Here is a 22,288-nt window from a genome sequence, read left to right as displayed (position 1 = left end):
ACCGGGTTGCCCTGGAACGAGCACTGCGCCGGGTCGGCCGCGACCGTGACCTGGGAGTTCTTCTGTGCGGCGGCAAGATCGGGGTTGGCGGCCTCGGTCAGCGCCTTGAACACCGGGAAGTAGGTGACGGCGGCCAGCAGGCAGCCGGCCAGGATGATCGGCTTGCGGCCGATGCGGTCGGACAGCGAGCCGAAGATCACGAAGAACGGCGTGCCCAGCAGCAGCGCGGCAGCGATGCACAGGTTGGCCGCGACCGGATCGACCTTGAGCTGCTGCGTCAGGAAGAACAGCGAGTAGAACTGGCCGGTGTACCAGACCACGGCCTGGCCGGCGGTCAGGCCGACGAGCGCCAGGATCACGATCTTGAGGTTCTTCCACTGGCCGAACGACTCGGCCAGCGGCGCCTTGGAGGTCTTGCCTTCGGCCTTCATCTTCTGGAAGGCCGGCGACTCCGACAGCGTCAGGCGGATCCACACCGAGACGGCCAGCAGCAGGATCGACACGGCGAACGGAATGCGCCAGCCCCAGGCGGCGAAGGCTTCCTCGCCCGTGAAGGTGCGGGTGCCGAGGATCACGATCAGGCTCAGGAACAGGCCGAGCGTGGCCGTGGTCTGGATCCAGGCGGTATACGCGCCGCGCTTGCCGTGCGGCGCATGCTCGGCCACGTAGGTGGCCGCGCCGCCGTACTCGCCGCCGAGCGCCAGGCCCTGGAGCATGCGCAGCGCGATCAGGATGACCGGCGCGGCCACGCCGATGCTGGCGTAGTTGGGCAGGATGCCGACGATGAAGGTCGACAGGCCCATGATCAGGATCGTGACCAGGAAGGTGTACTTGCGGCCGATCATGTCGCCGAGCCGGCCGAACACCAGCGCGCCGAACGGCCGCACGATGAAGCCGGCGGCAAAGGCGAGCAGCGCGAAGATGAAGGCGGCGGCCGGATCGAGCCCGCTGAAGAACTGCTTGGCGATGATCGCCGCGAGCGAGCCGTAGAGGTAGAAGTCGTACCACTCGAACACGGTGCCGAGTGACGAGGCGAAGATGACCTTCTTCTCCTCGCCGGTCATCGGCCGGGGCTCGGCCGGGCGGCCCAGGGGCCGGGAAGCGGCATTGATTGCCATGTTTGTCTCTCCTCGATTGTCAGTCTGGGGCACCGGATCCGGCGTCCGGCATGCACTCTCCGGCCAGGGGCTGACCGCAATCTGACAGGCATCTCGCCCGTTTCCACGGCCGCGGGCGCCCGTGCGCCCGCGGGCGGGTGGAAACCCGCAAGTCCTGGTAGTTACCCCAGCATCGGCTTTCTCCATGCGGAATATCGGCTGCGGTCGCGGAGCGTCCCCTTCGGGAAAGTCCCAGGATCCTTCCGACGATGCGGCTGGGCCGCGGGCCTGCCCCTTTCGTGCGTAAGGGCTTGGTCAGTCCGCGTTTCCAGAACCCGCGCCCGGCGCCGCACGGCGTCCAACTTCACAGGAAACAGATCCATGAGTGACCCCGTGGCCGAGACCATCCAGAGACATCCCAAGTACCGCGAACTGCGCCGCAGGCGCAACGGCTTGAGCCTGTGGCTCACGCTGGCCATGCTGGTCGTGTACTACGGCTACATCGCGCTGATCGCGTTCGACAAGCCCTTCCTGGCCCAGCCCATCGGCGGCGGCGTGACCACGCTGGGCATTCCCATCGGCCTGGGCGTGATCGTCTTCACGGTCATCGTGACCGGCATCTACGTGCGCCGCGCCAACGGCGAATTCGACGCGCTCACCCGCGACATCCTGAGCGACGCATCGCAGAAGAAATAATCGATGAAACGACTCCACGCATTCCCCACCGCCCTGCTGCTTTGCACGCTGGCGGCGGCGCCCGCGCGGGCCGCCGGCGGCGACGTCGGCCAGGCCGCCAAGCAGGCCACCAACTGGACGGCCATCGTGCTGTTCGCCGGCTTCGTCGCGGCCACGCTCTGGATCACCAAGTGGGCCGCGGCCCGGACCCGCTCGGCCTCGGACTTCTACACCGCCGGCGGCGGCATCACCGGCTTCCAGAACGGCCTGGCGATCGCCGGGGACTTCATGTCGGCCGCGTCGTTCCTCGGCATCTCGGCGGCCGTGATGGCCACCGGCTACGACGGGTTGATCTACTCCATCGGCTTCCTGGTCGGCTGGCCGATCATCACCTTCCTGATGGCCGAGCGGCTGCGCAACCTCGGCAAGTTCACCTTCGCCGACGTGGCCGGCTACCGCTTCGCGCAGGCGCCGATCCGCGCCTTCGCGGCCTCGGGCACGCTGGTGGTCGTGGCCTTCTACCTGATCGCGCAGATGGTCGGCGCGGGCCAGCTCATCAAGCTGCTGTTCGGGCTGGACTACTGGATCGCGGTGGTGCTGGTGGGCGCGCTGATGATGATCTACGTGCTGTTCGGCGGCATGACGGCCACGACCTGGGTGCAGATCATCAAGGCCGTGCTGCTGCTCGCCGGCGTGACCTTCATGGCCTTTGCGGTGCTGGCGCAGTTCCACTTCAGCCCCGAGGCGCTGTTCGCCAGGGCCGTAGAGGTGCGCACCGCCATCGCCGGCAACGCCGGCCAGCCGCCGGAAGAAGCCGTGCGCACCGGCCTGTCGATCATGGGCCCGGGCGGCTTCGTGAAGGATCCGGTCTCGGCGATCAGCTTCGGCATCGCGCTGATGTTCGGCACGGCCGGGCTGCCGCACATCCTGATGCGCTTCTTCACCGTGCCGGATGCGAAGGAGGCGCGCAAGAGCGTGTTCTGGGCCACGACCTGGATCGGCTACTTCTACCTGCTGATCTTCATCATCGGCTTCGGCGCGATCACGCTGGTGCTGACCAACCCCGAGTGCTCCGACGTGACCAAGGGCGTCATCAAGGGCGGTGCGGGCACGGCCAACATGGCCGCGGTGCTGGTGGCCAAGGCCGTGGGCGGCGACGTGTTCTTCGGCTTCATCTCGGCCGTGGCCTTCGCCACCATCCTGGCCGTGGTCGCGGGGCTGACGCTGTCGGGCGCGTCGGCCGTGTCGCACGACCTCTACGCCACGGTGTTCAAGAAAGGCAAGGCCGACAGCGCCGCCGAACTCAAGGTGTCGCGCGTGACCACGCTGGCGCTGGGCGTCGTCGCGGTGCTGCTGGGCATCGCTTTCGAGAAGCAGAACATCGCGTTCATGGTGTCGCTCGCATTCGCCGTGGCCGCATCGGCCAACTTCCCGGTGCTTTTCCTGTCGGTGCTGTGGAAGGACACGACGACGCGCGGCGCGGTGATCGGTGGCTTCCTCGGGCTGGCCTCGTCGGTGGCGCTGACCATCGTGTCGCCGCCGGTCTGGGAGGCCACGTTGGGCAACCCGCCGGGCAGCGCGCTGTTCCCGTACACCTCGCCGGCGCTGTTCTCGATGACCATCGGCTTCGTGGGCGTCTGGCTGTTCTCGGTCCTCGACCGCAGCCCGCGGGCCGCGCGGGAGCGCGCCGCTTTCGACGCGCAGCAGGTGCGCTCGGAGACCGGCCTGGGCGCGGCCGGTGCGTCGGGGCACTGAGGCCGGCGCAGCAGGAAGGGCCGCCCCCGGGCGGGCGGCCCCCTTCATTTCAGCGCATCGCGCAGCATGGGCAGCGCGTCGAGCCCCCAGATCGGCGCCTCGCCCTCCACCACGAACGATGGCACGCCGAACACGCCGCGCGCGGCCGCCGCATCGGTGTTGGCGCGCAGCAGCGCCTTGACCTCGGCGCCGGCCGGGTCCAGCCGGGGCGCGAGTTTGGCGGCCAGTCCGGCCAGCCGCTGCGCATCGTTGGGGTCGTCGCCGCCGGTCCAGACGTGGCGCAGCACGGTGCCGGCGACGAAGCGGTTGGCCGTGCCGTCACCCGCGCAGGCCAGCGCCAGGCGCAGCAGTGGCAGCGGCGGGAACGGGTGCACGGCCGGCGGGTCGAACGCGATGCCGTGGTGCCGCGCAAGCCACTGCGTCTGCCGGTAGACCCAGGCGCGCTTGGCCGGCACCTCGGCCGGCGCCTGGTTGCCGTGGTGCTTGAGCAGCCCGCCGAGCAGCACCGGCCGGTAGGTCACCGTGTGGCTCAGGCCTTCGAGCGCATGCGGCAGCCGCTCGAACGCCAGGTAGGCATAGGGCGAAACGAAGTCCAGATAGACGTCGATGTGGCGCATGGCGTGCCTGCGTCTCACCCGGCCGTGGCCAGCGCCGGCACCTCGGCACCGGCGCGTGCGGCGATGCGGGCCCAGATCGCGCGGCGGCCGGCGGCGTCGCTGCGCGACCAGGCGCGGATCTCGTCGATGCTGCGCAGGCAGCCTTCGCAGAAGCGGCGCCCGGCATCCATGCGGCAGACCGAGATGCAGGGCGACGGCGGGCCGTCGTCGTATGCCGCGTCGAAGTAGCCGCCCTCGTCGAGCAGGCGCATGCGTTCCAGCAAGGCCGGCGCCGGCGAGTACGGCGCGCGGGGTTCCTTCAGCGGCGCGTCGCGGCTCACGGGCAGCCTCCTTCGGTCACCACGTCGGCCACCGGCGCACCGGTCAGCCCCGTCAGGTCCTGCGGGCGCAGGCGGAACACCGCATGCGGATGGCCGGCGGCCGCCCAAATCTCGTCGAAGCGCAGCAGGCTGCAGTCGATCAGCGCGACCGGGGGCAGCGCATGGCCGATGGGCGCCACGCCGCCGATGGAGAAGCCGGTGCGCCCCTTCACGAAGGCCGCGTCGGCCCGGGCGATGCCGCCGACCAGCGCCGCCACCTTGGCTTCGTCCACGCGGCGGTCGCCGGCAGCGACCACGAGCACCGGCGCATCGTCGGCGGTGCGGCGGAAGACCACGCTCTTGGCGATCTGCCCCACGGCCACGCCGAGCGCATCGGCCGCCTGCTGCGCGGTGCGCGCGGCGCCGTCGAGCATCTGCGGCAGGTCGGCATGGCCGTGCGCCTGCAGCAGCGCGGCCACGCGCTGCACGCCGTCGGGCAGGGGGCGCAATTCGGCACCGCACATCGTTCAACTCCTTCGCCTCGTCTAGCCGACCCTCTGGTTGAGGATGGCCTTGGCCACGCGGGATTGCGTCGGCCGGCCCAGATGATCGCTGATGTACACGCCCGCATCGATCAGCCGGTCCAGATCGATGCCGGTCTCGATGCCCATGCCGTGCAGCAGGTAGACCACGTCCTCGGTCGCCACGTTGCCGGTGGCGCCCTTGGCATAGGGGCAGCCGCCGAGGCCCGCGACCGAGGCGTCGAACTGCCAGACGCCCAGTTCCAGCGCGGCCAGCGTGTTGGCCAGCGCCTGGCCGTAGGTGTCGTGGTAATGGCCCGACACGTCGTCGATGGAGTAGTGCCTGAGCGCAGCCTCCAGCGCGCGCTGGGTCTTGATCGGCGTGCCCACGCCGATGGTGTCGGCCACGCCGACGTGCTGCACGCCGATGGCCTTCATGAGGCGCGCGACCAGTTCGACCCGCGCGGGCGGGATGTCGCCTTCATAGGGACAGCCGACGCTGCACGAGATCGCGCCGCGCACGTGGATGCCCGCGGCGCGCGCGGCCTCGACCACGGGCGCGAAGCGCTCGATGCTCTCGGCGATGGAGCAGTTGATGTTCTTCTGACTGAACGCCTCGCTGGCCGCGCCGAAGACGACGATCTCGTCGGGTCGGTGCGGCAGCGCCGATTCGAAGCCGCGCAGGTTGGGCACGAGCACCGAATAGACCACGTCGTCGCGCCGCACGATGCCGGTCATGACTTCGGCCGCGTCGGCCATCTGCGGCACCCACCTGGGGCTGACGAAGCTCGTGGCCTCGATGCGGCGCAGGCCGGCGGCTTCGAGCCTGGCGACCAGCGCGATCTTGACGGCGGCGGGCACCGGCTGCTTCTCGTTTTGCAGCCCGTCGCGCGGGCCGACGTCGACGATCTGGACGCGAGAGGGATAGCGGCTCATGGGGGCACTCCCGGCTTCACTGGCTCATCATATACACCCAGGATCATACCTCAGCAGCGGCCACCAGTTGTCCGCTACAGCCGTATACCCAGGACTCTCGATCATTCATGCCGCCGCAGCCAGCCGCAGCAGCTCCGCGCCTTCGGCCACCTGGTCGCCGGGCGCGTGGAGCAGTTCCTCGACCACGCCGTCGGCCGGCGCGGCGATGGTGTGCTCCATCTTCATCGCCTCCATGACCGCCAGCGGCTGTCCGCGCGCGACCGTGTCGCCGGCGCGCACCGCGAACGAGACGACCTTGCCCGGCATCGGCGCCGTGAGGCGGCCGCCTTCGGCCGGGGCGTCGCCCGCATGGGCGAGGCGGTCCTGCAGATCGATGCGGGCGCTGCCGGCCGGCGTGAACACGTGCAGCGCGTCGCCCAGCGCATGCACCTCGGCCTGCACCCGCTGCGGGCCGAGGTGCAGGTCCAAGCCGCCGGCCGTGCTGCGCCATTGCAGCGGCTCGTCGGCACCATCGCCCACGGCCAGGCGCAGCGCGCCGGCGCGTCCGTAGGTGAGCACGGCCCGGGCCGGCTGGTCGTGCCAGAGGAAGTCGAAGCGGCGCGTGGCCAGGCCCAGGCCGCGCCAGCCGTCGCGGCGGCCGAACGGGCCGGCGCCCTGCTGCTGCGCGCGCTCGGCCTCGACCCGGTGGGCCACGGCCGCCGCGGCCGCCAGCGGCAGGCCGACGGCGTCATGGCCGAACAGCGCGGCGCGCTCGCGCTCGATCAGCGCGGTATCGAGCCGCGCTGGGGCGAACGAGGGGCTGGCCACGATGCGGCGCAGGAAGGCGACGTTGGTCGCCAGCCCGGCGATGCGCGTGGCCGCCAGCGCCGCGTCGAGCCGCGCCAGCGCCTCGGCGCGGGTGGCGCCGTGCACGATGAGCTTGGCGATCATCGGGTCGTAGAACGGCGTGACCGCGTCGCCCTCGCGCACGCCGCCGTCGATGCGCACGCCGTGCGGGCTGCGCGCGAAGGCGCTCGCGGCCGGCGTGCGGTAGACCTGCAGCGTGCCGGTGGTCGGCAGGAACTGGTTGTCGGGGTTCTCGGCGCAGATGCGGGCCTCGATCGCATGGCCGTCGATGCGCAGGTCGGCCTGGGCCAGCGGCAGCGGCTCGCCCGAAGCGACGCGCAGCTGCCATTCGACCAGGTCCAGCCCGGTGATGGCCTCGGTCACCGGATGCTCCACCTGCAGCCGCGTGTTCATTTCCATGAAGTAGAACCTGGCCCCCACGGTCGCGCACTGCGTGCCGCTCCCTGCCCCCCGAGGGGGCCGCGTTTCGCCTTGGGGCGGCTCGGCTGCGAAACCCGCATCTGCTCCTTCCAGGAGATAGCCGCCGGGCTGCTCGACGATGAACTCCACCGTGCCCGCGCCCACGTAGCCCACGGCGCGCGCCGCCGCAATGGCCGCCGCGCCCATGCGCTCGCGCAGGTCGTCCGGCAGCCCGGGCGCGGGCGCCTCCTCCAGCACCTTCTGGTAGCGGCGCTGCACCGAGCAGTCGCGCTCGAACAGGTGGACCACGCGGCCCTGCGTGTCGCCGAAGACCTGCATCTCGATATGGCGCGGACGCTGCACGTACTTCTCGACCAGCACCGCGTCGTTGCCGAAGCTGTTGCTCGCCTCGCGCCGGCACGAGGCCAGCGCGGCGGCGAAGTCCTCCGGCTTCTCGACGATGCGCATGCCCTTGCCGCCGCCGCCGGCGCTGGCCTTGATGAGCACCGGATAGCCGATGCGGCCGGCCTCGCGCGCGAGCAGCGCGTCGTCCTGGTCGGCGCCGTGGTAGCCCGGCACCAGCGGCACGCCGGCCTGCTCCATCAGGCGCTTCGATTCGGCCTTGAGCCCCATCGCGCGGATCGCCGCGGGCGGCGGGCCGATGAAGACCAGGCCGGCCTCGGCGCAGGCGCGGGCGAAGTCCTCGTTCTCGCTCAGGAAGCCGTAGCCCGGGTGCACCGCCTGCGCACCGGTGGCCCGGGCCGCCTCGAGGATGCGCTGCCACTGCAGGTAGCTGTCCTTGGGCGCACTGCCGCCGAGGGCCACGGCCTCGTCGCAGGCCGCGACGTGGGCCGCGTCGGCATCGGCCTCGGAATACACGGCCACGGTGCGCACCGCGAGCCGGCGCGCGGTGGCGGCGACGCGGCAGGCGATCTCTCCCCGGTTGGCGATGAGGATCTTGTCAAACATCCGCCGCTCCGGCCAGCCAGGAAGGCTTGCGTTTCTGCAGGAACGCCTGCACGCCTTCGCGCCCTTCGTCGCTCGCCCGGATGTCGGCGATGCCCGCGACCGTGCGGGCGATGAGCGCATCGTCCACCGGCCGGCCGGCCACCTCGTCCACAAGCCGCTTGGCCGCCCGGACCGCCGCCGGCCCGGCGCCGGCCAGCGCACGCACGATGCCGTCGACCGTGTCGTCGAGCGACTCGGAGCCGACCACCTCGTGCACGAGGCCGATGCGATGCGCCTCGGCGGCCGGGAAGCGCTCGGCCGTCACGAAATAACGCTGCGCCGCGCGCCGGCCCATCGCCTGGATCACGTAGGGGCTGATCGTCGCCGGCACCAGGCCGATGCGCACTTCGCTGAGGCAGAAGTTGGCGGTATCCACCGCTACCGCAGTATCGCAGGCAGCTACCAGCCCTACCCCCCCGGCGTATACATCGCCCTGCACGCGCGCGACCGTGGGCAGGGGGCAGCGGTCGATGGTGCGCAGCATGCGCGCGAGGGCGCCGGCATCGGCGAGGTTCTCCTCGCGCGTGTAGCCGGCCATGCGGCGCATCCAGTGGAGGTCCGCCCCGGCGCAGAAGGCCGGGCCGTCGGCCGCGAGCACGATGGCCCGCAGGTCGCTGCGCGCGCCGAGCGTGCGGAAGGCGCCGTCGATCTCGGCGATCAGCGTGTCGTCGAAGGCGTTGCGCACCGCGGGGCGCGCGAGGGTGACGCGGGCGATGCCGGGCGCGGGCGTGTCGATGCGCAGGGCGGACGGGCTATTCATGGGCAGCGGGTTCCTCGGAGCGGGGTGGGGGCGCAGCCGTGCGGCCGCCCGCGGGCGCCGCAAAGCCGATGCGATCGAGCCAGGCGCCGACGACCGGCTGCCAGGTCTGCGGAAAGCGGGCGAACGTGGAGTGGCCGTCCTCGCCCTGCGGCGGGAACTGCACGAACTCGGCCCGGCCGCCGGCGGCCCGGTAGGCGTCGAACCATGCGTGCGGCAGTGCCGGCCCCCAGTACTGGTCGTTCTCGGCATAGAGCCAGAGCGAGGGCACGCGCACCTCCTGGCCGTAGCTGGCCAGCAGCCGCTCCATGCGCTGCGGCGAGCACGGCCGCCCCGGCGATGTCTTGGGATTGCCGCCGCCGCCGCCGGCGAAGTTGATCACCGCCTGCACGCCCGGCGGATGCAGCGCCGCGGCGCCGAGCACCGCCGCGCCGCCGAACGACTGGCCCAGGAGCACCGCGCGGTCCTGCGCCGCGTCCGGCCGGCGGCGCACGGCCGTGAGCGTCTGCAGCAGCTGCTGCGCCGCCGCGGCATAGGGCGGGCCGTAGCGGCGGTCGTCGCAGCGGCCGGAGTCTTCCACGTCCTCGCCGCCGCTCACGCCATAGCCGATGCGTGTGGGCACGGCGACGATGAAGCCGCGCTGCACGAAGAAGCGCGAGGCGACGGTGAAGCGCCCGCGGCCGAAGTTCGCGCGGTCCTGCGCTTCGGCGGCGCGGCCGTGGCCGAGCACCAGCACCGGCGCGGGCCGGGGGTTGGCCGGGTCCGAGAAGACGGTCACGCGGATCGGCTGCGCGATGCGCTTGCCGTAGCCGTCGATCACCTCGACCGGCAGGTCGAACTGCTCCTCGGTGACGGCGGCCCGCGCCGGCCCGGACAGCGCGAACGCGGCTCCCAGCAACACCACCGAACCGACCCACGGCAACCGAATACGAGGGAACACGGACATCGCAACCTCCGGCGAAAAAGTGGACTACATGCGGAACACGCCGAATGTAGTCTGCGGCACCGGCGCGTTGCGCGCCGCCGCGAGCCCGAGCGCGAGCACGCGCCGCGTGTCGGCCGGGTCGATCACGCCGTCGTCCCAGAGCCGCGCGGTGGCGTAGTACGGATGGCCCTGTTCCTCATACTGGGCGCGCAGCGGGGCCTTGAAACTCTCTTCCTCCTCGGCGCTCCACTGCCCGCCCCGGGCCTCGATGCCGTCGCGCCGCACAGTGGCCAGCACGCTCGCGGCCTGCTCGCCGCCCATGACGCTGATGCGCGCGTTGGGCCACATCCAGAGGAAGCGCGGCGAGAACGCGCGGCCGCACATGCCGTAGTTGCCGGCGCCGAAGCTGCCGCCGATGATGACGGTGCACTTCGGCACCGCGGCGCAGGCCACGGCCGTGACCAGCTTGGCGCCGTGGCGCGCGATGCCCTCGTTCTCGGCCTTGCGGCCGACCATGAAGCCGGTGATGTTCTGCAAAAAGACCAGCGGGATCCTGCGCTGGCAGCAGAGCTCGATGAAGTGCGCGCCCTTGACGGCCGATTCGGAGAACAGGATGCCGTTGTTGGCGACGATGCCCACCGGCATGCCCTCGATCCGCGCGAAGCCGCAGACCAGCGTGCTGCCGAAGCGGGCCTTGAACTCGTCGAAGGCCGAGCCGTCGACGATGCGCGCAATGATCTCGCGCACGTCGAACGGCTTGCGCGTGTCGGTCGGGATCACGCCGTAGAGCTCCTCGGCCGCGTGGCGCGGCGGCTCGGCGGCGTCGGGCTGCGGGGGCTGCGCGCGGTGCAGGTGGGCGACGGCGCGGCGCGCGAGCGCGAGCGCATGCCAGTCGTCCTGCGCGAGGTGGTCGGCCACGCCTGAGAGGCGCGTGTGCACGTCGCCGCCGCCGAGGTCTTCGGCGCTCACGACCTCGCCGGTAGCGGCCTTCACCAAGGGCGGACCGCCGAGGAAGATGGTGCCCTGCTCCTTGACGATGATGGCCTCGTCGCTCATGGCCGGCACGTAGGCGCCGCCGGCCGTGCACGAGCCCATGACGACCGCGATCTGCGCGATGCCCTGGGCGCTCAGGGTGGCCTGGTTGTAGAAGATGCGGCCGAAGTGGTCGCGGTCGGGGAAGACCTCGTCCTGGTTGGGCAGGTTGGCGCCGCCCGAATCGACGAGGTAGATGCAGGGCAGCCGGTTCTCGCGCGCGATCTCCTGCGCGCGCAGGTGCTTCTTCACCGTGAGCGGAAAGTAGGTGCCGCCCTTGACCGTGGCGTCGTTGCAGACGATCACGCAGTCGACTCCGCTGACGCGGCCGATGCCGGTGACGATGCCGGCGCCCGGCGCGGCGTCGCCGTACATGCCATGCGCGGCCAGCGGGCTCAGTTCGAGGAACGGCGTGCCGGGGTCGAGCAGCTGGTTCACGCGCTCGCGCGGCAGCAGCTTGCCGCGCGCGACGTGCTTGGCGCGCGCAGCCTCGCCGCCGCCCTGCTCCACCCGGGCGAACCGGGCGCGCAGGTCATCGACCAACTGCTGCATGGCCCGGGCATTGGTCTGGAAGTCCGCGCTGCGCGGGTTCAGTTTGCTTTCAATCACGCTCATGCGGTCTTTTCCTCATCGAGCCCGAGCTGCGCGCGCATCGCCTCGCGGATCCTGAACTTCTGGATCTTGCCGGTCACCGTCATCGGGAAGGCATCGACGAAACGGATGTATTTGGGCACCTTGTAGTGGGCGATGCGGCCCTGGCAGAAGGCACGCACCTCGTCCTCGGCGAGCGTCTGGCCGGGCTTGGGCACGATCCAGGCGCAGAGTTCCTCGCCGTACTTGCGGTCGGGCACGCCGACGACCTGCACGTCCTGGATCTTCGGGTGGCGGTAGAGGAATTCCTCGATCTCGCGCGGGTAGACGTTCTCGCCGCCGCGGATCACCATGTCCTTGATGCGGCCGACGATGTTGACATAGCCCTCGGCGTCCATCGTGGCGAGGTCGCCGGTGTGCATCCAGCCGTCGGCGTCGATGGCCTCGCGGGTCTTGGCCTCGTCGTCCCAGTAGCCGTGCATGACCGAATAGCCGCGGGTGCAGAGCTCGCCGGCCGCGCCGCGCGGCACGGTGGCGCCGGTCTCGGCATCGACGATCTTGACTTCCAGGTGCGGCTGCACGGTGCCGACGGTAGTCACGCGCTTTTCGAGCGGTGTGCCGGCGCTGCTCTGGCAGCTGACCGGGCTGGTCTCGGTCATGCCGTAGGCGATCGTGATCTCGGCCAGGTGCATGCGCTCGACCACGCGGCGCATCACCTCGATCGGACAGGCGGTGCCGGCCATGATGCCGGTGCGCAGCGTGGACAGGTCGAACTCGGCGAAGCGCGGATGGTCCAGCTCGGCAATGAACATCGTCGGCACGCCGTGCAGCGCGGTGCAGCGCTCGGCCTGCACCGTCTCCAGCACGGCGAGCGCGTCGAAGCCGTCGCTGGGAAAGACGATGGCGCTGCCGTGCGTGAGGCAGGCCAGGCTGCCGAGCACCATGCCGAAGCAGTGGTACATCGGCACCGGGATGCACAGGCGGTCCTCGGGCGAAAGGCGCATGCATTCGCCGACGAAGAAGCCGTTGTTGAGGATATTGCGGTGGGTGAGCGTGGCGCCCTTCGGGAAGCCGGTGGTGCCGCTGGTGAACTGGATGTTGATCGGGTCGGCCGCACGCAGGCCGGCCTGCACCCGGGCCACGCGCGGGTCCGCCGCGTCGCCGGTGGCCAGCAGTGCCGAGAAGCGGTCGAGCGGGATGTCGAACGCCGGCTCGTCGGCATCGCCGGGCCGGTCGATCCACCAGACGCGCTCCAGCTGCGGCAGCTTCGCCGCGCCGAGTTCGCGCAGCATCGCCAGGTAGTCGCTGGTCTTGAAGCGCGGCATGGCGACCAGCGCCCTGCAGCCGACCTTGTTCAGCGCGTACTCTACCTCGGCCGTGCGGTACGCCGGGTTGATGTTCACCAGGATGAGCCCGGCCTTGGCCGTGGCGATCTGCATGAGCATGCAGGCCGTGTTGTTGTGCGACCAGATGCCGATGCGGTCGCCCGGCGCAAGCCCCGCGCGCAGCAGGGCGCTGGCGAGGCGGCTGGATTCGGCCTGGAGCGCGCGGTAGCTCAGGCGCCGGCCTTCGTGGCGGCTCACGAGCGCGTCGCGCCCCGGCTGGCGCGCCACCATCGCATCGAAGAAGTCGCCGAGGGTCTGTTCGATCAGCGGCGGCTCGGCGGCGCCGCGGGCGTAGCTGTCGGTCATGCGGTTTCCTGGAACAGCTCGCGGCCGATCAACATGCGGCGGATCTCGCTCGTGCCGGCGCCGATCTCGTAGAGCTTGGCGTCGCGCCAGAGCCGCTCGACCGGGAACTCCTTCGTGTAGCCGACGCCGCCGAGCGCCTGGATCGCCTCGCCGGCGAGCCAGGTGGCCTTTTCGGCCGCGTAGAGGATGGCGCCGGCCGCGTCCTTGCGGAAGCCGCGCGCATGGTCCTGCCGGTCCGCCGCCTGGCCCACGGCGTAGACGTAGGCGCGCGTGGCCTGCCAGGTGCCGTACATGTCGGCCAGCTTTCCCTGCATGAGCTGGAACTCGCCGATCGCCCGGCCGAACTGCCGGCGCTCGTGCACATAGGGCACGACCGTGTCCATCGCCGCGGCCATGATGCCGAGCGGGCCGCCGCAGAGCACGGCGCGCTCGTAGTCGAGGCCGCTCATGAGCACCTTCGCGCCGTTGCCCTCGCCGCCGAGCACGTTCTCCGCGGGCACCTCGACGTTGTCGAAGTACAGCGGCCAGGTGTTGCTGCCGCGCATGCCGAGCTTGTCGAGCTTGCTGCCGGCGCTGAAGCCCTTGAAGCCCTTCTCGACGATGAAGGCCGTCATGCCGCGCGCACCGGCGGCCGGGTCGGTCTTGGCGTAGATCACCAGCACGTCGGCGTCGCCGCCGTTGGTGATCCACATCTTGGAGCCGTTGAGCACGTAGCGGTCGCCCTTCCTGTCGGCGCGCAGCTGCATGCCGACCACGTCGCTGCCGGCGCCCGGCTCGCTCATCGCGAGCGCGCCCACGTGCTCGCCGCTGACCAGCTGGGGCAGGTATTTGACTTTCTGCGCGGCCGAGCCGTTGCGGTGGATCTGGTTGACGCAGAGGTTGCTGTGCGCGCCGTACGAGAGGCCCACCGAGGCGGAGGCGCGCGAGACCTCCTCCAGCGCCACGATGTGCGCGAGGTAGCCGAGCTGCGTGCCGCCGTAGTCCTCGGCCACGGTCATGCCGTGCAGGCCGAGGGCGCCGAGCTTGGCCCAGAGGTCGGGCGGGAACTGGTTGTCGCGGTCGATCTCCGCAGCGCGCGGCGCGATCTCGGCGGCGGCGAAGTCCTGCACCGCGGCGCGCAGCGCGTCGATGGTGTCGCCCAGGCCGAAATCGAGGCCCGGCAGGTGGATGGCGGTCATGCGGCGTGTCTCCTGTTTTTCGCCAGCCTAAACCCGGCCGGTGCGCATTTGCGGCCACAATGGTTGCAAATCGTGCCACCTTCTGCCGCCACCTCCAGTCCGATCGCCGCCACGCCGATGGCCTTCGTCCAGGCCATCGTGCGCGCATACGAGCGCGCCGGCGCCGACCCGTCGGCCGCACTGGCGCAGGCACGCATTGCGCCAGCGCAGGTGGCGCGGGCCGATGCGCGCGTGACCGCCGCGCAGTTCGAGGCGCTGTCGGGCTGCGCGATGCAGCAGCTCGACGACGAAGCGCTCGGCTGGTTCGCGCGGCGCCTGCCCTGGGGCAGCTACGGCATGCTCTGCCGCGCCTCGATCACCGCACCGACGCTGGGCATCGCGCTCAAGCGCTGGTGCCGCCACCACCGGCTGCTGACCGACGACGTGCTGCTGCACCTGGAGGCGGCCGGCGGCACGGCCACGCTGCGCATCGAGGAGCGGCGGGACCTGGGCGGATTCCGCGAGTTCTGCCTGGTCACGCTGCTGCGCTACGTGCACGGTTTCGCCTGCTGGGCCGTGGATTCGCGCATCGCGCTGCGGCAAGTCGCCTTCCCGTTCGCGGCGCCGCCGCATGCCGATGTATACCCCCTGCTGTTCCCTGGCACTGCGCTCTTCGATCAAGAACAAACGGGCTATACCCTCGACATCGCCTATCTCGCGCTGCCGCTGGTGCGCGACGAGTCCGCGATGCGCGCGATGCTGCAGCGCGCCCTGCCGCTCACGGTGCGCCAGTACCGGCGCGACCGGCTGCTGGTGGCGCGGGTGCGCGCGCTGCTGCGCGAGGACAGTGCACCAGCCACCGCAGAGTCAGTGGCGCAGCGGCTGAACCTGTCGGTGCGCACGCTGCACCGGCAGCTCAAGGACGAGGGCGCGTCGCTCCAGACGCTGAAGGACGAGGCCCGCCGCGCCCAGGCCGAGGCACTGCTGCGCCACACGCGGCGGCCGCTCAAGCAGATCGCGCAGGCCACCGGCTTCCGCAACGAGAAGAGCTTCGCCCGGGCCTTCCGCGGCTGGACCGGCATCGCACCTGGCGCGTTCCGCGATGGAGGGGTATAGGCCGTCTCTACCCGTTTTATAGTCGCTCTGGGCCGCCAACCCCAGGAGTATGCAGGCCCACCGCCGGGCTGCCCTCTGGCGCAAGACGGGCCGCGCCGGCGGTTGGTATTCTGGCGGCCGCATGCACACCGTCGAAACCGTCCTCCTGGTCCTGATGCTCGGCGCACTGACCGGCATCGCCGCCCGCTACGTGCGCGGCATTCCCCTCCCCCTCATCCAGATCGCGCTCGGCGGCCTGCTGTCGTGGCCGCAGCAGGGGCTGCACATCGCGTTCGATCCCAACCTTTTTTTGCTGCTGTTCATCCCGCCGCTGCTGTTCGCCGACGGCTGGCGGATTCCGAAGCGGGAGTTCTTCGCGCTGGCGCGGCCGATCCTGCGGCTGGCGCTGGGCCTGGTGCTGTTCACCGTGGTCGGCCTGGGCTGGCTGGTGCACTGGATGATCCCGGAGATGCCGCTGACCGTGGCCTTCGCGCTGGCGGCCGCGCTGGCGCCCACCGATGCGGTGGCGGTGTCGGCCATCACCCGCAACCTCGGCATGCTGGGCAAGACCATGCACATGCTCGAAGGCGAGTCGCTGCTCAACGACGCCTCGGGCCTGGTGGCGCTGAAATTCGCCATCGCAGCCACGCTGACCGGCGTGTTCTCTTGGCAGGCGGTGGCGCGCGACTTCGTCTGGATCGCCGTCGGCGGCATCGGCATCGGCGCGCTGATCGGCTGGGGCTTCGCCCGCGGGCGCGACGCCGTCACCCGCCGCGTGGGCGACGTGGCCGCCACGCAGATGGTGCTGCTGCTGGTGCTGCTGCCTTTCGCGGCCTACATCGTGGGCGAGCGCATCGGGGTCTCGGGCATCCTCGCGGCGGTGGCTGCGGGCATCACCACCAACTTCGCCGACCTGGATCGCAGCGAGTTCGTGGCCGAGCGCATGCAGACCGAGGGCACCTGGACGATGGTGGAGTCGGCCTTCAACGGCGCGATCTTCCTGCTGCTGGGGCTGCAGCTGCCTTCCATCATCGGGCAGACGCTGAAGGACGCCGGCCATGCCGGCTGGACGCTGGCCGCCTGGGTGCTCGCGATCACCGCGGCGCTGCTGGCGCTGCGCTGGATCTGGCTGCTGATCGGCGTGCAGGGCAGCCTCCAGCGCGCCCACCGCGCCGGCCGGCTGATCGAGCGGCCGACGCTGCTGCTCACGCTGGCGACCACGTTGGCGGGCATCCGCGGCGCGGTCACGCTCGCGGGCGCGCTGTCGATCCCGCTGGTGCTGGGCAACGGCGATGCGTTCCCGCAGCGCGAGCTGGTGATCTTCCTGGCCATGGGCGTGATCCTGACCACGCTGCTGCTGGCCAGCATGGGCCTGCCGCTGATCCTGCGCCGCCTGCCGCCGGCCGGCGAGCCCGCATCGGCGCGCGAGGAGCGCCATGCCCGGCTGGCCGCCTGCCGCGCCGCCATCGCCAGCCTGGCCATCGGCCAGGACGAGGCCGCGTCGCACGACGCCCAGTGGCTGGCGCAGCGCCAGGAAGTGGCCGGCCGGCTGATCCAGGACTACCGCAAGCGCATCGACCTGCTCGACGACGAGATCGACAACCGCACGCCGGAGGCCGAGGCCGATGCGCCGGACCAGGTCCAGCAGCGCCGCCAGCGCTACGTGGCCGAGCTGGAGCTGCGTCTGCAGGGACTGCGGGTGGAACGCGAGGCGCTGTACATCGAGCGGCACGCCCACCGCATCAACGACGCATCGCTGCGCAGCCTGGTGCGCGAGCTGGACCTGTCGGAAGTGACCACGCGCCGCCGGCTGGCCGTGGCGCGCGAGGCTGCAGCGCGCGGCGCGGGCCGCGCGGCGCAGCCCCGGCAGGACGACGACCCATAGCGCGCGGCGGGGCGGCCTCCGCGCCGCGAGCGGAGAACCGGCCTCGCAGCGTCATCACGGCGCTGTCGGTGCCGGCGACCAGCTTGCCGTCCTCGCGCCCGATGTCGCAGCGGCAGCAGCGGACCGGTCTAGAGCGCGAGGGCCGCCAGCCCCAGCAGGCCGGGCAGCTGCGCCATGTCGGTGAAGAGGTGGTGCACACCCGCGTCGCGCAACGCCTGCGCGCCGCTGTGGCCCTCGCCGCCGGGGCTGTAGCCGAACACGGTCGCGCCCGCGGCCAGGCCGGCGGCGGCGCCGGTGACCGTGTCCTCGACCACCGCGCAGCGCGCGGGCGGCACGCCCAGCGCGGCGGCCGCGGCCAGGTACACGTCGGGCGCGGGCTTGGAGCGCGGCATCTCATGGCCGCTGAAGACGCGGCCGGCGAACAGGTCGTAGAGGCCGACCTTGTGCAGCTGCAGCTCCACCTTGCGGCGGTCGGCACCGGATGCGCAGGCGATGCGCCCGTCCAGGCCCGCGTGGATCGCGCGCACCGCATCGACTGCCTGCGGGATCGCCTGCAGCGCGGCCTGCAGCACGATGTTGCGCCGCTCCCAGAAGCGCTGCAGCCATTCCTGCGTGACCGGCTGGCCGGTGTGGCGCTCGATCAGCGCGGCCTCGTCGCGCACGGCCTTGCCGACGAAGATGCGCATGCACTCCTCCCGCGTGAGGTTCCAGCCGCGCTCTTCGAGCATGTCGCGCAGCACGCCGTTGGTGAGGGGTTCGGAGTCCACGAGGACGCCGTCGCAGTCGAACAGCACTGCATCGAATCGCATGGGATCACACTCGCGGGAATCGGCAAAAAACAAGACCCGCAGCCGCTAGGGCTGCAGGTCGCCGTCCACATAGTACCAACGTCCGTCCTCGCGCACGAAGCGGCTGCGTTCGTGCAGCCGGTGAGCCCGGCCGCCGGCGTCGCGCTGGCGGGCGACGAACTCGACTTCGGCCCGCTCGCCCGTGGCCGGTGGCGCATCGCGCACGTCCAGGCCAAGCCAGCGCGTGCCGCCGTCGAAGTCGATGCGTGCAGGCCGCCGGCTCGGATGCCAGGTGGCGAGCAGATAAGGTCCGTCCTCGCGCACGAAGGCGCTGTAGCGCGAGCGCATGAGGCTCTCGGCATCGGGCGCCGGCGTGTCGCCGTAGTGGCCGATATAGCGGCCGCAGCAGGCGTCGAACGCGAGGGGCCTGTTCCTGCCGGCCGTGCGGCCGCAGGGGCAAGGCGCTGCGCTCATTGGAGTACCTTCGCGCTCGCGCGCTGCGGTGCGCGCGCCTGCGGGCGGCCGGGCGGCGCTCATGCCGCCCATGCGCGTTGAATCAGGATCCATTGCCTACTCGGCCAGTGCGCGCTGCATCAACATCGTCTGTGCTCGGTGGTAGTGCATTGAGCATCGCAACCAAGCCAACTTTTGCCGCTGCTTCGTGCTCGATGTCGTCGCTGAGTGACTCGGCCATTCCCGCCATAAGGATTCGCACCGCGCGGTCCTTTAACCCTGCAACTGCGGCGATCTGGGCGTGCTTCTGATAGCTGCACGGTCGCCCCTTCTTGAACGCGCTGATTGTCGAATCCTGATCGCCCAGGAGCTTTGCTAGCGCGCGCTGGCTACCCACTTTGGCTGCGGCAAGTTCGATGGTTTTGCGCAGATCGGGCATGGGCATGGCGACTCCTTTTGCAAAAGTTTTACATTGATGTACACTTTTACATCGATGTACATCTTAGCAATAAGTGTCAATTGTTCCATGGAGCCTGGAATGCCCTTTTCTTCGACCTCTCCCCGCCTTGGGGAATGCGCTCACTGCGGCCTGGTGCAGCAGCTGACCCCCACAGGATTCGCGGAGCCCGCATGCACGTCGTGTGGCCACCGCGATTTCTGGTCTGTTCGTCCTTCCCCTGCCATCCAGGCGCTGGCCTGCTTCCAGGCTCCAGCTGGCGCCCGGCAGGGGGAGGACACCCGCATCAGCGGCCCAAGCGGCGCAGGCCTGGAGCGCGACTTGGCGCCTCACCGTCGGAAGTATCGGCAGCGTGTCGTTCCTGTTGGCGGCGATGAGCATGCGGAGCTCTTCAAGCGCTTCGCCGAGCAGCGTGCAGCCGCCGACAAAGCTCGGATGGCAGAGTGGGCCGAAGCGAACGGTTTCCGCGCATGAGGCTCGTCGCTCTTCACGCCGCCGTCGGCTACCAAACCCCAGGCCAACGCTCTGGCTGCCGCAACTGCAAGTTCTTCGAGATCACCAGGCACGATAGCCCGGTGATTGCCCCGCGTTCGGCATGCACCAAGCACCAGCTCGAAGTCACCAGCGGCGGCATCTGCCCCGACTACTTTGCCCGCGCCACACAGGGCTGGATGGATGCGGCCGCAGCGCGCTACGGTCACCGTGACCTGCTCATTCCCCAACCTGGGGAGGCCCGAGCATGAGCGATTCCGCCCTGACCCTCCTGCGCATGAAGTTCTTCGTCCTCGACCTGCTGGAGCGCCCACGCCGCTCACCAGCTGCCGACAAGCTGCTGTTCGACCTCGAGTTCAACCTGCGCATGCAGGCTGCATTCGTCATCGGTCGTGGGTGCGACGAAGTCGCCGATTCTGCTGCTCGCCACGGGGCCGGTTTTTGTCAGGCGGGCGTGGTAGCACCGCCTGACAGTCCCGGATTCGGGAAAAGTCGCACGTTGGGGGCATGAGCCTTGGCATACGACACGATCAAGCTCCGCAGCCCTTACATGGACGACTCGCTGGTGCGCCGCATCGAGCAGCAATGCATCCTGCGCAGCGGCATGCACCTGGGTACCGGCGAGGTCCTCTACGAGCTCCACGCCGGCGAACTGCTCGGCTCCTGGGACTCGCGGATCAGCATTAAGCCCATGCGCGAAGAGCACGTGGCCGACAAGATGGGCCGCGTGCAGATGCACCCGTGCGAGCCTTACCTGCTGGTCGAAGCCAGCGTGCACAAGGTCCAGCTCGGCCACAACGTCTACGGCGGCCCGACCGTCTTCCTCCAGGCTGCGCGCGACCTGGTGGCCCTGGTCGAGATGCTGCTGCAGACCGATCTGCCCGCGGCCGACCATTGGACCGTGCACCGGGTGGACGTCGCCAACGTGTTCGACCTGACCAAGCCCAGCATCAAGCAGTTCTTCGAGTCGATGCAGCTGCTGTCCTTCCCGCGCCGCGGCAAGAAGGCCATGAAGACCGCCAACTCGGTCTACTTCCCCGGCAAGACCACCACGGTCAAGTTCTATCACAAGGGCCCGGAATTCCAGGTCCACGACGCGGGGCGGCTCAAGCGCTTCTTCCGCATCCTGTTCAGCCACCTCTACGGCACCGACACGCAGAACCACGAGCGCGTCGAACGCAAGGTCCGCGCCCTCCAGCGCCTTGCCGATCGACGCCTGCGTGTCGAGGTGGAAATCCACGCAGACAAGCTGCAGTACGACTTCGGCCGATGCCCCACGGCGGCCGAGCTCACAGACGAATACCTGCAGCGCATCCACGACAGCGAAATCGAGCGAGTACTCCGAGAAGGGAAGCAAGGCATGGAAACCGTCCGCACCGAAGAGGCTGTCTGGCAGCGCCTCCAGTCCCTCTACGAGCCCAAGCGGGCGCACTTCCTGCACGCCTGCTGGCAGGTGATGGCAACGCGCGGCGACGAAAAGGCCCGCGAGCGCTACAGCAAGACCGCGTTCTACCGCTCGCGCAAGCTCCTCGAGGAAGCTGGCGTCAGCTGGCGCGGCTCGGACGTGTTCATCGTTGCCAACGACTCCCCCATCCACGACTTCACGCCGATGCGCGTGGATCGCCGTTTCTGCTACCTCCCGGCGCGGAATCGGCCCGAGTACCAAGTCAGCCGGGATTTGATGCGGCTCGCCGCCTGAGGACCTTTCGCCATGAACGCACCCGCTACCGTCACCCCGATCCCCCCGCAGGAGCGCGCCCGCGTGCAGCTCATGCAGGTCGCCATCAAGGGCAGGATCGATGCCACGCGCCGGCACGAGCAGACGCGGTACACGCGCATCCTGACGCCGGCGCCGGACGCCTACAGCCGGCCGCAGACCATTGAGGTCCGCAGCAAGGCGCCCCTGGGCCAGCGCGGCGACGAGATCACCGTCATCGCCACGCTGGGTGGGTACACCCGCAAGCCCTTCAAGAGCACGGACCGCGAGACCGGCGAGATCACCATGGTCACGCCTGTGGACCTCACGCTCGACGCCGTAGAAGCTTAGCGCGCCAGCCCGCATGCCGGCCTAAGCGCGAGCTCCCGCGAGCGCATAGGCCGGCAGGCGGAACCGCAGTGCGCAGCGGTGAGGCAGCCAGCGCGAGCCTCACCGCTGCGATCCGCAGTATTCGAAGGACCATTCCATGAAGAAGTTCAAGCAAGCCCTGAAGTTCGGCGCCGGCGCCGCTCTCGTCGCCGCCGGTGCAGCTGCGCACGCCGAAGTGCCCGCTGCCATCACAACTGCCATCAGCTCCATGCAGGCCGATGGCGTCACCGTGGCGACCTCGTTCGTTGTGGCGAGCATCGCCGTCGCCGCCATCAAGTTCCTGCGCTCGGCCAAGTAAGTGGCCTACCAGGTCGGCGCCTCCTGCTACGGCGATGCAGCCGCAGCACTTTCGGCCACCGCCTCGGCCCAGGCCGGCGCGGTCGTCGTGCATGGCGGCGCCGCGTACGTGGTCGATGTGGCTGGAGTCACCAGCTCGTCGATCACGTATCGGCTCAACCCGGTCGCCGGCGGCCAGGCCATTCAGAGCACGGTGCAGATGGTCCCCGAGCCCTGCGGCCTGCTCGATTGGGCCGATGGTCTTTCCCTGGGTTGGGGAATCGCGGTCGCTTGGATTGCCACGGCGGCGGTTATGCATCTACGTGTCGCATCCCGGACGATCATATAGCCGCTTATGGAACAGATGCGGGTGAGTCTGATACCAGTTCTTCATGGCCTGCATGGGCGTCTTGCTGCCCAGCGCTGACTGCGGCAGTTGCTGGTTGTACA

24 protein-coding genes and 1 pseudogene are annotated in these 22,288 nt (G+C 70.2%); 10 read left to right on the top strand and 15 right to left on the bottom strand.

The window, feature by feature from the left end; translation table 11 throughout:
- Positions 1-1,118 (bottom strand): MFS transporter (locus GAK38_RS19940; protein ID WP_325346694.1); only part of this gene is annotated, 1,118 nt, incomplete at its 3' end.
- A 360-nt stretch (positions 1,119-1,478) separates the two neighbouring features.
- Here GAK38_RS19940 and GAK38_RS19935 point away from each other — a divergent pair.
- Together GAK38_RS19935 and GAK38_RS19930 are read left to right on the top strand one after the other, a co-directional pair.
- Positions 1,479-1,793 (top strand): DUF485 domain-containing protein, encoded by a 315-nt coding sequence (locus tag GAK38_RS19935; RefSeq protein WP_325346693.1) that lies wholly within the window; start codon positions 1,479-1,481, stop codon positions 1,791-1,793.
- 3 nt (positions 1,794-1,796) lie between these two features.
- Positions 1,797-3,527 (top strand): cation acetate symporter, encoded by a 1,731-nt coding sequence (locus GAK38_RS19930; protein WP_325346692.1) that lies wholly within the window; start codon positions 1,797-1,799, stop codon positions 3,525-3,527.
- Between the two features lie 44 nt (positions 3,528-3,571).
- On the opposite strand, the gene GAK38_RS19925 is transcribed toward GAK38_RS19930, so the two are convergent.
- From GAK38_RS19925 to GAK38_RS19880, 10 genes are all read right to left on the bottom strand, one after another.
- Entirely contained in the window at positions 3,572-4,144 is a 573-nt protein-coding gene (locus GAK38_RS19925) for a 2-hydroxychromene-2-carboxylate isomerase (RefSeq protein ID WP_325346691.1), read from the bottom strand.
- Between the two features lie 14 nt (positions 4,145-4,158).
- Positions 4,159-4,464, bottom strand: a complete 306-nt coding sequence (locus GAK38_RS19920; RefSeq protein WP_443089250.1) for a DUF1289 domain-containing protein — start codon at positions 4,462-4,464, stop codon at positions 4,159-4,161.
- Positions 4,461-4,967 (bottom strand): YbaK/EbsC family protein, encoded by a 507-nt coding sequence (locus tag GAK38_RS19915; protein WP_325346690.1) that lies wholly within the window; start codon positions 4,965-4,967, stop codon positions 4,461-4,463. The genes GAK38_RS19920 and GAK38_RS19915 overlap by 4 nt, the downstream gene beginning before the upstream one ends.
- Positions 4,968-4,988: 21 nt before the next feature.
- Positions 4,989-5,900: a hydroxymethylglutaryl-CoA lyase gene (locus GAK38_RS19910; protein ID WP_325346689.1), complete on the bottom strand. Its 912-nt coding sequence runs from the start codon at positions 5,898-5,900 to the stop codon at positions 4,989-4,991.
- Positions 5,901-6,005: 105 nt separating this feature from the next.
- Entirely contained in the window at positions 6,006-8,114 is a 2,109-nt protein-coding gene (locus tag GAK38_RS19905; RefSeq protein WP_325346688.1) for an acetyl/propionyl/methylcrotonyl-CoA carboxylase subunit alpha, read from the bottom strand.
- Positions 8,107-8,913 carry an enoyl-CoA hydratase/isomerase family protein gene (locus GAK38_RS19900; RefSeq protein ID WP_325346687.1) on the bottom strand — a complete coding sequence of 269 codons (807 nt, stop codon included), beginning with the start codon at positions 8,911-8,913 and terminating at the stop codon, positions 8,107-8,109. Before GAK38_RS19900 ends, GAK38_RS19905 begins: the two co-directional genes overlap by 8 nt.
- Positions 8,906-9,856 carry a dienelactone hydrolase family protein gene (locus GAK38_RS19895; protein ID WP_325346686.1) on the bottom strand — a complete coding sequence of 317 codons (951 nt, stop codon included), beginning with the start codon at positions 9,854-9,856 and terminating at the stop codon, positions 8,906-8,908. Before GAK38_RS19895 ends, GAK38_RS19900 begins: the two co-directional genes overlap by 8 nt.
- Before the next feature lie 24 nt (positions 9,857-9,880).
- Complete coding sequence (locus GAK38_RS19890) at positions 9,881-11,482, bottom strand: carboxyl transferase domain-containing protein (protein WP_325346685.1); 1,602 nt, start codon at positions 11,480-11,482, stop codon at positions 9,881-9,883.
- A complete protein-coding gene (locus GAK38_RS19885) occupies positions 11,479-13,149 on the bottom strand; it encodes an AMP-binding protein (protein ID WP_325346684.1) in 1,671 nt (556 codons plus the stop codon). The genes GAK38_RS19890 and GAK38_RS19885 overlap by 4 nt, the downstream gene beginning before the upstream one ends.
- Complete coding sequence (locus GAK38_RS19880) at positions 13,146-14,327, bottom strand: isovaleryl-CoA dehydrogenase (RefSeq protein WP_325346683.1); 1,182 nt, start codon at positions 14,325-14,327, stop codon at positions 13,146-13,148. The genes GAK38_RS19885 and GAK38_RS19880 overlap by 4 nt, the downstream gene beginning before the upstream one ends.
- 117 nt (positions 14,328-14,444) lie before the next feature.
- Between GAK38_RS19880 and GAK38_RS19875 the strand changes: the two genes are divergently transcribed.
- Both GAK38_RS19875 and GAK38_RS19870 read left to right on the top strand, forming a co-directional pair.
- Positions 14,445-15,422: an AraC family transcriptional regulator gene (locus tag GAK38_RS19875; protein WP_325346695.1), complete on the top strand. Its 978-nt coding sequence runs from the start codon at positions 14,445-14,447 to the stop codon at positions 15,420-15,422.
- A gap of 121 nt (positions 15,423-15,543) precedes the next feature.
- The gene (locus GAK38_RS19870; RefSeq protein WP_325346682.1) at positions 15,544-17,286 is read left to right on the top strand and encodes a Na+/H+ antiporter; all 1,743 of its coding nucleotides are present in this window, start codon (positions 15,544-15,546) and stop codon (positions 17,284-17,286) included.
- A 128-nt stretch (positions 17,287-17,414) separates the two neighbouring features.
- Here GAK38_RS19870 and GAK38_RS19865 read toward each other — a convergent pair whose 3' ends face one another.
- From GAK38_RS19865 to GAK38_RS19855, 3 genes are all read right to left on the bottom strand, one after another.
- Entirely contained in the window at positions 17,415-18,095 is a 681-nt protein-coding gene (locus GAK38_RS19865) for an HAD family hydrolase (protein WP_325346681.1), read from the bottom strand.
- Positions 18,096-18,140: 45 nt separating this feature from the next.
- The gene (locus tag GAK38_RS19860) at positions 18,141-18,548 is read right to left on the bottom strand and encodes a YchJ family protein (protein ID WP_325346680.1); all 408 of its coding nucleotides are present in this window, start codon (positions 18,546-18,548) and stop codon (positions 18,141-18,143) included.
- Positions 18,549-18,630: 82 nt separating this feature from the next.
- Entirely contained in the window at positions 18,631-18,972 is a 342-nt protein-coding gene (locus GAK38_RS19855) for a hypothetical protein (protein ID WP_325346679.1), read from the bottom strand.
- Positions 18,973-19,454: 482 nt separating this feature from the next.
- Between GAK38_RS19855 and GAK38_RS19850 the strand changes: the two genes are divergently transcribed.
- From GAK38_RS19850 to GAK38_RS19825, 6 genes are all read left to right on the top strand, one after another.
- Positions 19,455-19,727, top strand: coding sequence for a hypothetical protein (locus GAK38_RS19850; RefSeq protein WP_325346678.1), 273 nt, complete (start codon positions 19,455-19,457; stop codon positions 19,725-19,727).
- Complete coding sequence (locus tag GAK38_RS19845) at positions 19,724-19,987, top strand: hypothetical protein (RefSeq protein WP_325346677.1); 264 nt, start codon at positions 19,724-19,726, stop codon at positions 19,985-19,987. Before GAK38_RS19850 ends, GAK38_RS19845 begins: the two co-directional genes overlap by 4 nt.
- Before the next feature lie 3 nt (positions 19,988-19,990).
- Positions 19,991-21,175, top strand: coding sequence for a phage/plasmid replication protein, II/X family (locus tag GAK38_RS19840; RefSeq protein WP_325346676.1), 1,185 nt, complete (start codon positions 19,991-19,993; stop codon positions 21,173-21,175).
- Positions 21,176-21,187: 12 nt separating this feature from the next.
- A complete protein-coding gene (locus GAK38_RS19835) occupies positions 21,188-21,523 on the top strand; it encodes a single-stranded DNA-binding protein (protein WP_325346675.1) in 336 nt (111 codons plus the stop codon).
- Between the two features lie 136 nt (positions 21,524-21,659).
- Positions 21,660-21,860 carry a major capsid protein gene (locus GAK38_RS19830; protein WP_325346674.1) on the top strand — a complete coding sequence of 67 codons (201 nt, stop codon included), beginning with the start codon at positions 21,660-21,662 and terminating at the stop codon, positions 21,858-21,860.
- On the top strand, positions 21,861-22,187 hold the full coding sequence (locus GAK38_RS19825) for a hypothetical protein (RefSeq protein ID WP_325346673.1): 327 nt from the start codon (positions 21,861-21,863) through the stop codon (positions 22,185-22,187).
- On the opposite strand, the pseudogene GAK38_RS19820 reads toward GAK38_RS19825, so the two are convergent.
- A pseudogene (locus tag GAK38_RS19820) lies at positions 22,158-22,288 on the bottom strand (IS481 family transposase); the annotation flags it as partial. The gene GAK38_RS19825 and the pseudogene GAK38_RS19820 overlap by 30 nt on opposite strands.

Origin of the sequence: Xylophilus sp. (assembly GCA_009914555.1) — a bacterium.
GTDB lineage: Bacteria > Pseudomonadota > Gammaproteobacteria > Burkholderiales > Burkholderiaceae_C > WNDY01.
This window is presented reverse-complemented; position numbering and strand designations above follow the sequence as displayed.

Coding starts and splice junctions, on each gene's coding strand:
- GAK38_RS19935 (WP_325346693.1), top strand. CDS start 1,479: ATGAGTGACCCCGTGGCCGAGACCATCCAGAGACATCCCAAGTACCGC.
- GAK38_RS19930 (WP_325346692.1), top strand. CDS start 1,797: ATGAAACGACTCCACGCATTCCCCACCGCCCTGCTGCTTTGCACGCTG.
- GAK38_RS19925 (WP_325346691.1), bottom strand. CDS start 4,144: ATGCGCCACATCGACGTCTATCTGGACTTCGTTTCGCCCTATGCCTAC.
- GAK38_RS19915 (WP_325346690.1), bottom strand. CDS start 4,967: ATGTGCGGTGCCGAATTGCGCCCCCTGCCCGACGGCGTGCAGCGCGTG.
- GAK38_RS19910 (WP_325346689.1), bottom strand. CDS start 5,900: ATGAGCCGCTATCCCTCTCGCGTCCAGATCGTCGACGTCGGCCCGCGC.
- GAK38_RS19905 (WP_325346688.1), bottom strand. CDS start 8,114: ATGTTTGACAAGATCCTCATCGCCAACCGGGGAGAGATCGCCTGCCGC.
- GAK38_RS19900 (WP_325346687.1), bottom strand. CDS start 8,913: ATGAATAGCCCGTCCGCCCTGCGCATCGACACGCCCGCGCCCGGCATC.
- GAK38_RS19895 (WP_325346686.1), bottom strand. CDS start 9,856: ATGTCCGTGTTCCCTCGTATTCGGTTGCCGTGGGTCGGTTCGGTGGTG.
- GAK38_RS19890 (WP_325346685.1), bottom strand. CDS start 11,482: ATGAGCGTGATTGAAAGCAAACTGAACCCGCGCAGCGCGGACTTCCAG.
- GAK38_RS19885 (WP_325346684.1), bottom strand. CDS start 13,149: ATGACCGACAGCTACGCCCGCGGCGCCGCCGAGCCGCCGCTGATCGAA.
- GAK38_RS19880 (WP_325346683.1), bottom strand. CDS start 14,327: ATGACCGCCATCCACCTGCCGGGCCTCGATTTCGGCCTGGGCGACACC.
- GAK38_RS19875 (WP_325346695.1), top strand. CDS start 14,445: ATGGCCTTCGTCCAGGCCATCGTGCGCGCATACGAGCGCGCCGGCGCC.
- GAK38_RS19870 (WP_325346682.1), top strand. CDS start 15,544: ATGCACACCGTCGAAACCGTCCTCCTGGTCCTGATGCTCGGCGCACTG.
- GAK38_RS19865 (WP_325346681.1), bottom strand. CDS start 18,095: ATGCGATTCGATGCAGTGCTGTTCGACTGCGACGGCGTCCTCGTGGAC.
- GAK38_RS19860 (WP_325346680.1), bottom strand. CDS start 18,548: ATGAGCGCAGCGCCTTGCCCCTGCGGCCGCACGGCCGGCAGGAACAGG.
- GAK38_RS19855 (WP_325346679.1), bottom strand. CDS start 18,972: ATGCCCATGCCCGATCTGCGCAAAACCATCGAACTTGCCGCAGCCAAA.
- GAK38_RS19850 (WP_325346678.1), top strand. CDS start 19,455: ATGAGGCTCGTCGCTCTTCACGCCGCCGTCGGCTACCAAACCCCAGGC.
- GAK38_RS19845 (WP_325346677.1), top strand. CDS start 19,724: ATGAGCGATTCCGCCCTGACCCTCCTGCGCATGAAGTTCTTCGTCCTC.
- GAK38_RS19835 (WP_325346675.1), top strand. CDS start 21,188: ATGAACGCACCCGCTACCGTCACCCCGATCCCCCCGCAGGAGCGCGCC.
- GAK38_RS19830 (WP_325346674.1), top strand. CDS start 21,660: ATGAAGAAGTTCAAGCAAGCCCTGAAGTTCGGCGCCGGCGCCGCTCTC.